This is a genomic window from Hyalangium sp. (assembly GCF_035629615.1).
GTDB lineage: Bacteria > Myxococcota > Myxococcia > Myxococcales > Myxococcaceae > Hyalangium.
Map to the genome: position 1 here is coordinate 1 of NZ_DASPHO010000696.1, position 9,368 is coordinate 9,368.

Genomic DNA, 9,368 nt, shown 5'->3' on the forward strand with positions numbered 1-9,368 from the left:
ACGTGCAGAAGCACGGCCAGGAGATGCAGGCGGCCATCAAGCTGTGCGAGCGCTTCGGCATCCCGTTCGCCCTGCCGGCGCATCCGTTCCGCATGGATCGGGCGCGCGCCCAGGACAGCCACGCGGTGTCCGATGGTTACCTGCACTTCGTCACGCACGCGCCGCAGCCGCACCAGATGGCCATCAAGCGCCTGTTCGACATCATCGCGTCGGCCGCGGCGCTGGTGGCGCTCTCGCCGCTGCTGGTGACGGTGGCGGCGCTCATCAAGCTCACCTCGCGCGGCCCCATCTTCTTCAAGCAGAAGCGGGTGGGCCTGCACGGCAAGCCGTTCGACATGCTCAAGTTCCGCTCCATGGTCGTCAACGCCGAGGAGCTGCGCGCCAGGCTGGAGGCGCTCAATGAGCAGACCGGCCCGGTGTTCAAGATGAAGAACGACCCGCGCATCACCCGCATCGGGCGCTTCATCCGCAAGTACTCCATCGACGAGCTGCCGCAGCTGCTCAACGTGCTGCGCGGCGAGATGAGCGTGGTGGGCCCGCGCCCGCCGCTGCCCAAGGAGGTGGAGAAGTACGCGGCCTGGCAGCGCCGGCGCCTGTCCGTGCGCCCGGGGCTCACGTGCATCTGGCAGGTGTCGGGCCGTAACCAGATCTCGTTCGAGGAGTGGATGTACCTGGACATGCAGTACATCGACAACTGGAGCCTGCTGACGGATCTGCGGTTGATTCTCAAGACCGTGCCCGTGGTCATCACCGGGAGCGGCGCCAGCTGAGGACTGCTTGGTCGCTCAGGAGGGGTTGACGCCCGCCACCAGATAGAAGCGGAACTCGCCCGAGTTGACGCCGTACGCCACGTCCACGCCCACCAGCGGCAGCACCACGCTGCGCAGGAACAGGCGCAGGCCCAGCCCCAGCCCCTGTGCCACCGTGGCGCCGCCCACCCCGTCATGGGCATCCGGCAGGTAGCCACGTACCACCCGCCCGTTCACGTCCAGGAGCCGCCGGTCCTCCGGAATGCTCCGCCACGTCAACATCCCAATGTCCGAGAAGGCCACCCCCCGGAACGCGAGCGAGCGGACGGTGAAGAGTGGGAAGTGGTACTCGGCCGTGAACGACGCCCGGGTGTCCCCGCGGAACTGCCGGTAGATGAAGCCGCGCAGCGAGGCGGCGCCCGCGACCAGCTCCTGGTGGAACGGCAGGTCCACCCCCGCGGCGAGCTCGCCACGCAGGACGAGGTTGTGCTCCTCGAAGAAGCGCAGGCCGTGCCGGTACAGCAGCCCGAAGCGCTTGTAGCGGAAGTGGCTCCACACCCCCGGGTTCGAGATCTCCAGCGAGCCCTCGATGTTCAGGCCCTCCATGATGGCGTGCAGGTTCTGCCGCGTGTCGACGCCCACCATCAGCCGCAGCGAGGAGTCGCGCTGCACCGAGCCCGGCTCGAACGCCGGCTCCAGCACCGGCGCCTCCGCGCTCGGCTCCTGGGCGTCGATGAACATCAGCCGGTACTTCGCGGCCACGCGCACCCGCTCCACGATCATCACCGACAGCTCGCTCGCCACCGAGGCCGAGTTGAGCCGCGTGCGGCGCTGCACCTCGGGCACATCGTGGCTCGCGCCCGGCTGGTACTCCTCCACCCGATCACTGCGCAGCTGGCCCTCCAGGCTCAGCCGCAGCGGAGGAAAGCCGAACAGGTTCGGATCCAGGTAGCCCACGAACAGACCGCTCTCGGCCGTGCTCACCTGCACCGCCGTCGCGAACTTCTTGCTGCGGCCCCACAGGTTGGCTTCCGCGTACAGCACCCCGCCACCGATGTTCGAGTTGGACACCGAGAACGTGGGCGCCACCACCCAGGAGGCCTTGTCCTGCACCTGGAGCACCACGTTCACCCGGCTGTCGCCGATGGGCTGCGTGCTGACCCGCACCTCCTGGAAGAGCCCCGTGGCCACCAGGCGCCGCTCTGCCCGGGTGAGCTCCTCGGCGGTGATCGTGTCGCCCGGCGCCAGGCGCGAGTACGCCTGCACCGTCTCGGCCCGCGTCTTCTCCGTGCCGAGGACGATGACCGACTCCACCACCATCGGCTCTAAGGATGGAGCGGGCGGCGGGGTCTCCTGGACGGGAGGGAGAGGTTGCGGCTCGGAAGGAGGGGGCGTCTCAGGAGCGGGGGCCGGCACGGCTTCCTGAGAGTCCGCTCGGGGCGCTTGCAGGCCCAGCGCCACGGCCAGGTACCACCCCACCCATCGTTTGCTCATAGGCTTTCGCACGCGCACTTCTTCGTGGGTCATCGCGGGACGCTTCAGCGGGCCTGGCAGGCAAGCAACCAGGAGGAGCGCCAGGAGGGTAGCACGGTCACGCCCAGGCTTCCCGAAGGGGATGGGCGGCGCCTCGGAAGCCTTGCTATGTGTCAGGGATGACGGAAGCGAATCAGCACCCCCTGGACGCCACCCTGGTCCCTTCCAAGAATGCGTCGGGAGACAGTGCCCCGGTTGCGGCGGCCTCCGGAAATCGGCGCAGCACCGTCCTCCCTCGCGTGGAGTGGAACGGGGACAGGCCCAGCGTCGTTCCCCTTCAGCGCGAGCGCTTCGAGGAGCTCCAGCCGCTGGGGCAGGGCGGCATGGGTGAGGTGCTGCTGCTGCAGGACCATGACATCCAGCGCACGGTGGCGCTCAAGCGGCTGACTGAGGCCACGGACCTCGATCGCGTGCTCCGCTTCGTGGAGGAGATCCGCACCGTCGGGCAGCTCGACCACCCGAACATCGTCCCCGTGCATGACGTGGGCATCGACGAGCGCGGCCGGTACTACTTCCTGATGAAGCACCTGCAGGGAGAGACGCTCGAGTCCATCATCTCGCGGCTCCGGCAAGGGGACCGGGCCGCTCATGCCCAGTACCCGTTCCAGGCGCGGGTACAGCTCTTCCTCGGGGTGCTTCATGCGCTCTCGTACGCCCACCGCAAGGGCTTCATCCACCGCGACCTCAAGCCCGCGAACATCATGGTGGGGCCCTTTGGGGAGGTGACGGTGATGGACTGGGGGCTGGCCCGGCGGTTCCGTCAACCAGGCGCGGAGGCCTCTTCCGGGCAGAGCCCCACCTCTCACGACGCATCCCAGGCGCTGCGAGAGTCCGCCTCGCTGCTCACCCAGGCGGGCGCCGTCATGGGCACCCCGCTCTACATGTCTCCGGAGCAGGCGCGAGGCGAGCACGAGAAGCTCGATCCGCGCAGCGACGTCTACAGCCTGTGCGTGGTGTTCCACGAGCTCCTCTTCCTACGGCACTACCTGGAGGGGCGCGAGTCGATGGCGGACATCCTCGGGGGCGTCCAGACGGTGCTCCCTGGAGCGGAGGCCATCACCGAGCACCCAGCTCAGCCGCGAGTGCCTGCCGAGCTGGGCTGGTTCGTCCTCCAGGGCCTGGCGAAGGATCCCGCGAAGCGCTACGGCTCTGTCGATGCGATGGTGGAAGAGCTCCAGCGCATCATGAGCGGGCGCATCCAGGTGCACTGCCAGCGCACCCTGATGAAGCACGGCCTCAACACGATGCTGAGGTACGTGGACCAGCACCCGAAGGCCGTGATCATCGGCAGCACGGCGGTGATGTCGCTGTTCCTCGCCGCGCTCGTCCAGTCCGTGCTGAAGCTGTTCGGGTAGCGCTCGCGCCTACAGCGAGCTCACCAGGGCCCGGAGCTCCTCGTCCTCGGGGATGGGGGAGAGGGCGCCGCCCTGGAGCCCTCGTGAGCGCTGCCGCTCTCCGCCGATCTGGAGTGACTCCGCCAGCAGCGAGCGCGCCTGCTCGCGCTTGCCCTGCAGGAAGGCGATGTAGCCCGCGTTCCACAGCGCGGTGGAGCCGCGAGGCTGGCGCTCCAGCGAGGCCGAGATCTTCAGGCTCGCCCGCTCGAGAAACGCCAGCGCCTGCTCCCGCTTCTGCACCCAGCACCGCTTGGCCTCGAAGATCAACACCACGCCCGCGTCATTGAGCGCCTCGGCGACCCGCTCCCTCACGGAGTCCTCCGGCGCCTCGCCGAACCGGTGCGCGACCTCCTCGTACGCCGCCAGGGACTCGTCGAGCCGGTTCAGCTTCCACAGGATCTCCGCCTTGCAGGCGAGCCCCCGGGCCACCTCCTCGCGCACCTCCGGCTCGCTCGCGCTGCCGTACCGGCGGCCCAGCTCGTCGAAGGCCGCGACTTCCTCCTCACGCCGATCCAGCCTCCCCAGGAACACCCCTTTGTATGCCAGCGCCTTGGCCACCCGGACACGGATCGCCACGGGCTCGCTCGCGCCGCCATACCGGGGGATCATCGCCTCGTAGACGGAGAGGGCCTCCAGGGTCCGCTTCAGGTTCCCCAGGACGACGCCCTTATAGAGGAAGGCCTCGGCCATTGCCTCCCGCAGCGCCGGTTCGCTCGCTCCCTCGAATCGGTGGAGCACCTCGTCGAAGGCGGAGAGCATCTCCTCGGAGCGGTGCTGCTGCCGGAGCAGCTCCGCCTTCTCCAGCAGAGCCTTGGCCACCCGCTCCCGCACTTCGGGCTCGCCCGCCTCGCCCTGCTGCCGGACCACCTCGTCCAGAGAGGCCAGCTCCGCGTCCGCGCGCTCCAGCATCTCCACGGTCCGTGCCTTGCCCTGCTGCGCCGTGTCCGCCATGTCCCGGAGCTGGGGATCCTCCGCTCCGCCGAACCGCTCGATCAACGTCTCATAGGTGGACAGCGCCTCGCGGGGGCGGTTCGAGAGCCGCAGGAAGATCGCCTTGCTCAAGAGCGCCATGGCCGCGTGGTAGCGCAGCACTCCCTCGTCCGCGCCGCTGAACCGGCGGAACACCTCGTCATAGAGGGGCAGCCCTTCCTCGAGCTGGTTCAGCTCTCCCAGCGCATCGGCCTTGGTGAGGAGCGCGCCGGCCACTGCCACCTGCAGCCCCTCCTCGCCGGCCCGGTCGTGCCGCTGGAGCAGCTCGTCGCTGATGGCCACGGCTGCCTCGGCCTGCTTCAGGTTCACCAGGGCGTGCGCCTTGTGGAGGAGCAGCTTGGCCACCAGCTCCCGCATCTTCCCGGGGCTGGCGCCATCGAAGCGCCGGACACCTTCGTTGCAGGTGGCCAGGGACTCCTCGAAGCGCTCCAGCTGCGCCAGGGCGATGGCCTTGCCGATGAACGCCCGGGCCACCTGCACTCGCACCGCCTCCTCGCGGGCGCCGCCGAACCGCTGGAGGACTTCGCTGGTGAGGGACAGGATCTCCTCGAACTGGCGCTCGTCCAGGAGTGCGTTGCCTCGGTCGACGAGCGCCTGGGCCACCTGCTCAGGCGGCTGCTCCGCGCTCGCTTCGCCAGACCGTCGGCTCACTTCGTTCTCGGCAGCCATGGGCTCCTCTTCTTGTTGCCATCGTCGTCTCCCCCTGGCCGTATCCAGCCGAGCATAGGCCGGACCGAACCACTCGTGCGACCCTTGTTGACATGAGACAGGACTCTGACTCCCAGCCCGCTCCGCGCACCCGTGTCTGGGTTGTGACGTTCGCGTCACTGCTCGGAGCGGCCCTGGCGGAGCTGCTCCACCTGCCCGCAGGAGCGCTCCTGGGCGGGATGCTCGTGGCGCTCCTGGGCTCCGTCTTCGCGAGGGTGCAGATCCCCCTGCCCAAGGCCCTGCAGATCGCCGCGTCGGCCGTGCTGGGGGCCACCCTCTGCGCTGCCTTCCAGCCCTCTGCCTGGGGCGCGCTCGCCGAGCACTGGCTCATTGCGCTCATCAACGTGGTGGGGGTGGTGGCCATCGCCCAGCTCGTGGCGCTCGTCTTCGCCCGGGTGAGCGGCGTGGATGTCCGCACCGTCACTCTCGGCCTCATGCCGGGCGGGGCCTCCGCTATGGTGGCCGTCAGCGAGGAGCTGGGTGTCGACTCCCGCCTGGTGACGCTCTTCCAGTATGTGCGCCTGGGCGTCGTCATCCTCGTGGCCGGCGCGGTGGGGCGCTGGGGCAGCGACGGGCCGGGGCTGCACGGGGCTACCGCCATGGTGCTCCCCGGCGCTCCGTCCTCCTTGTGGGCGTGGGGGGTGACGCTCCTCGTTGCCGCGGTCGGTGGCTGGCTGGGCGTGCGGCTGAAGCTGCCGGCGGGTGCTTTCCTGGGCCCGCTCCTGCTGGGAGTTCCCCTCACTGCTCTGGACATCTCCGTGGGTGCGCTGCCTCCGGGCTTGCTGGCGCTCTCGATGTGGGTGCTCGGTGTGCGCGTGGGCAGCCAGTTCGACGCCGCGGCCATGCAGGAGCTGCGTCGCGTCGCCTTGGGCGCTCTGGGGGCTGCGGTGGCCGTGGTGGGGGGTTGCATGCTGCTCGCCTGGACGTGGTCCACTCTGGGTGGGGTGGATCTGCTCACCACCTACTTCGCCACCTCCCCCGGGGGCGCCGACACGGTGCTCGCCATCGCTCTCGGTACCCACGCGAGCCTCTCGCTCGTCCTCGCCGTTCAGGTGGGACGGTTGCTGCTCATCTTCCTCATCGTCCCCAGCCTCTTCCGGCGGCTGTCCGCGAGCCGGTGAGAGGCAGGGGAGGGTGGAGCAGGTACCGCCGTTCTGACGGTGGTTCATGCGGGCTCAGGCAGGGCATACAGTGGCTCCATGTCAGGACGTCGTCGAGTGAGCATGGGGCTGGGGGCGGTCATCGCCGTCGGGGCGATGCTCGGATGGTGGGCGCTTCGAGCCTCGGATCCGGAGAACCAGAGTGGGGAGGCTCCTCGAGCCGCGCCTCTCCCTACCTCGAACACTTCCTCCCCGGTGCCGCCCGCGAGGACGGCGAGCGCGGCCACTCCTGCCTCCGTTGCGCCGGCAGAGCCTGTTCGGCAGCTTCCGCGCGTCACCCTGGAGCGGAGTGCCGCCGTGCCCGCGGGAGCGTTCTCGGGGCGAGTGGTCTCCGCGACGACGGGCGAGGGCATTCGTGGCGCCGAGGTGACGCTGGCAGCTCCCAGCGGCGCGTCTTCGCTGGTGACGGATGCGGAGGGCCGCTTCGAGTTCCGGCCCTCGGCGCCCGGCGTGTACCAGGTGGCCGCCATCCGTGCCGACGGCTTCTTGCCCTTCGGGCCGGAGTGGGGCCGTAGCTCCATCGCGCTGTCCGCCGTGCCGGGCGTCCAGGTGCGAGAGGTCGTCATCGCCCTGACGCCGACGCCAGAGCTCGTGGGTCAGGTGCTGAGTGCAGCAGGAGCCCCCGTCTCCGGTGCGACGGTGCGCGTGCTCACGCAGCGCGCAGGGGAGACCGTGTTGTTCCCGCTGCGGGATCGCTTCACCTCGGACGAGCGCGGGGAGTTCCGCTTCACCGCACCCGAGGACGCGACGGTGGAAGCCCGGCACATGGGGCACGGCGTGGCGCGCGAGGGAGTCAGCGAGCAGACCCTCCAGACCCGGCGGCTCGAGCTTCGTTTCCCCGGAGGGGCTCTGGCAGCGGTCCGCGCCGAGGCCCGCCTTGAGGGACGTGTCCTGGCACCGGACGGGAGCGCGGCCGCGGGGGCGCTCGTCTCCGTGGGGTCTGCGTCCAGCGCCTATCCCCGCGTGTTCGGCGAGTCGGGCGGCTACCAGGCCGTCGCCGAGGCGGACGGGAGCTTCGTGCTCGAAGGGCTGGAGTCGGGTGTGTATGACGTCTCAGCCATGGCAGTGGGGCTGGCTCCTGCACGGGCCTTTGACGTTCGCGTGCCCGCAAGCGGACTCGTGCTGCGGCTGGCCGAGGGAGGCGCGCTCGTGGGCCGCGTGACGGAGGAGGGCGGAGCCCCCGTGCCCGCCTTCCTCGTGAACGTCCGGGCGCAGCGCGGTGCTCTCGAGTCGCTCCCGTTCGCGCAGGCGAGGTTCATCGACGCCGAGGGCCACTACACCTTCCGCGGGCTGGTGGCCGGGCGCTATCTGATTCAGGTGCTCGCCGCCGGCTTCGTGCCCGTGGAGCGCCAGGTCGAATTTGCGGAGGGAGTTCGAGAGGTGCGCGCCGATGTGGAGCTTGCACGGGGGGCGCGGCTCGAGGGCAAGGTCCTCTCCGCCGCTACGCGGGCGCCGATCGCCGGAGCCCGTGTGTCCGTGGAGAGCGGAATGCGCGCCGCCGCGCTCGCCACCCTGTTTGACGCCGTCAGCGACGCCGATGGAACGTTCACTCTGGAGGGCATTCCGCAGAAGGGTGTCTCGCTGACGGTCTCCGCTCCAGGGCACAACACCCGGCTCGTCTCGGGCGTTCAGCCCTCGGCTCCCGTGGTGATCGAACTCACGCCCGCGGAGGCAGACGCCGGGCCCAAGGTGGAGCTCGTGGGCATTGGCGCTGTCCTGAGAGCCCGAGGAGACGCCATGGTCGTGGGAGACGTCATCGAAGGAGGAGGCGCCCAGGCTGCCGGGCTCGTGCCAGGCGACGAGGTGATCCACATCGACCGGGCCCCGGTGACCGAGCTGGGGTTCACCGGCGCCATCCAGCGCATCCGCGGCCCTGAGGGCACCCAGGTCCTGCTCGGTGTGCGCAAGGCGGGGCAGCCTTCTGTGAAGGACATCCCCGTCACTCGGAAGAAGATCGGCATCTAACGGAGCAAGGTGGGCCACCGCGGCTGTGCTGGCAGGGTGGCCCGCGTGCGACCGCCCCACTGGCACGGCGGTGGCTCAGGGTTGCAGGTCCGCGATCGTGTCGTAGGTGTAGTGCGCGTCCGCGCTCCAGGGAGAGGGGAGGGCCTGAGGGTTGAGCACGCTCCGCGGCGTCACCGGTGCGGCCTCGCGGAACACCGAGTAGAGGGCGTCGTCGAGCCGGTGAAAGGCCAGCGAGGCGGGCGCGCTCTGCTCCGGGACGTACGGTGCGTTCGGGTTGCGGACCTGCCACGTATGCCAGATCCGGTCCACGTTGCAGTGGTGCAGGAAGAACACCGGGTCGTTGGGCGAGGTGCTGTCCGTCATGTCACCGCCCACCCAGACGTGCACGGTGTTGTGGATCTGTTCCGGCCCCTCCCAGCCTTCCAAGAAGTTGCGGAAGCCCGTCGAGAAGCTGTCGTAGGGCGGGGCGTCGTACAGGAGCTGATCGCGCAGCACCGCCCGCACTGCGGCGCGCGAGGGGAGCGCGCCTGCTCGGCCGAGAGCACGCTGCACAGGCCGCGGCTGAGCCAGTCGCGCGAGCCCCCGCTCCGCGGCGACAACGCGTACCGGCCATTGGCCAGGCGTGGTGAAGCGCCCGAGAGCGGCCTGACCCCAGAGAGGGGACTGCCGTGGATCGGCCAGCTCCGCATCCGTGGACCATTCCCAGTAGGGCAGCCGGAAGTCCGGGTCGTCCAGCGCGGCTCGGAGGTACCCCTCGAAGCGCAGCAGGAAGTACCTGTGCCAGGGCAGGAAGGACGGACCGGAGTGGGCCGCATTGCGATCGCGCTGCGACGGTGGCGTGAAGATCATCATCGACAGGTGGTGCCACG

7 protein-coding genes are annotated in these 9,368 nt (G+C 69.8%); 4 read left to right on the top strand and 3 right to left on the bottom strand.

Features of this window, described 5'->3' with window-relative positions; genetic code table 11:
* Window positions 1-770, top strand: a 770-nt coding sequence (locus tag VD972_RS34990) for a sugar transferase (RefSeq protein ID WP_324993152.1), incomplete at its 5' end; no start/stop codon positions are given.
* Between the two features lie 15 nt (window positions 771-785).
* On the opposite strand, the gene VD972_RS34995 is transcribed toward VD972_RS34990, so the two are convergent.
* Window positions 786-2,069 (bottom strand): BamA/TamA family outer membrane protein, encoded by a 1,284-nt coding sequence (locus VD972_RS34995; RefSeq protein ID WP_324993158.1) that lies wholly within the window; start codon window positions 2,067-2,069, stop codon window positions 786-788.
* Between the two features lie 332 nt (window positions 2,070-2,401).
* Between VD972_RS34995 and VD972_RS35000 the strand changes: the two genes are divergently transcribed.
* The gene (locus VD972_RS35000; protein ID WP_324993153.1) at window positions 2,402-3,637 is read left to right on the top strand and encodes a serine/threonine-protein kinase; all 1,236 of its coding nucleotides are present in this window, start codon (window positions 2,402-2,404) and stop codon (window positions 3,635-3,637) included.
* A gap of 9 nt (window positions 3,638-3,646) precedes the next feature.
* Here the strand turns inward: VD972_RS35000 and VD972_RS35005 are convergent, their stop codons facing one another.
* A complete protein-coding gene (locus VD972_RS35005; protein ID WP_324993154.1) occupies window positions 3,647-5,335 on the bottom strand; it encodes a tetratricopeptide repeat protein in 1,689 nt (562 codons plus the stop codon).
* A 92-nt stretch (window positions 5,336-5,427) separates the two neighbouring features.
* Here VD972_RS35005 and VD972_RS35010 point away from each other — a divergent pair, with 92 nt between their 5' ends.
* Together VD972_RS35010 and VD972_RS35015 are read left to right on the top strand one after the other, a co-directional pair.
* Window positions 5,428-6,495 carry an AbrB family transcriptional regulator gene (locus tag VD972_RS35010; protein WP_324993155.1) on the top strand — a complete coding sequence of 356 codons (1,068 nt, stop codon included), beginning with the start codon at window positions 5,428-5,430 and terminating at the stop codon, window positions 6,493-6,495.
* A gap of 78 nt (window positions 6,496-6,573) precedes the next feature.
* The gene (locus VD972_RS35015; RefSeq protein WP_324993156.1) at window positions 6,574-8,499 is read left to right on the top strand and encodes a carboxypeptidase regulatory-like domain-containing protein; all 1,926 of its coding nucleotides are present in this window, start codon (window positions 6,574-6,576) and stop codon (window positions 8,497-8,499) included.
* A gap of 75 nt (window positions 8,500-8,574) precedes the next feature.
* Here the strand turns inward: VD972_RS35015 and VD972_RS35020 are convergent.
* The coding region (locus tag VD972_RS35020) for a tyrosinase family protein (protein ID WP_324993157.1) at window positions 8,575-9,368 on the bottom strand (794 nt) is incomplete at its 5' end.

What these genes read in the sequence shown, in the direction of transcription:
- VD972_RS35010 (WP_324993155.1), top strand. Translation starts at nt 5,428, where the DNA reads ATGAGACAGGACTCTGACTCCCAGCCCGCTCCGCGCACCCGTGTCTGG.
- VD972_RS35005 (WP_324993154.1), bottom strand. Translation starts at nt 5,335, where the DNA reads ATGGCTGCCGAGAACGAAGTGAGCCGACGGTCTGGCGAAGCGAGCGCG.
- VD972_RS35015 (WP_324993156.1), top strand. Translation starts at nt 6,574, where the DNA reads ATGTCAGGACGTCGTCGAGTGAGCATGGGGCTGGGGGCGGTCATCGCC.
- VD972_RS35000 (WP_324993153.1), top strand. Translation starts at nt 2,402, where the DNA reads ATGACGGAAGCGAATCAGCACCCCCTGGACGCCACCCTGGTCCCTTCC.
- VD972_RS34995 (WP_324993158.1), bottom strand. Translation starts at nt 2,069, where the DNA reads ATGGTGGTGGAGTCGGTCATCGTCCTCGGCACGGAGAAGACGCGGGCC.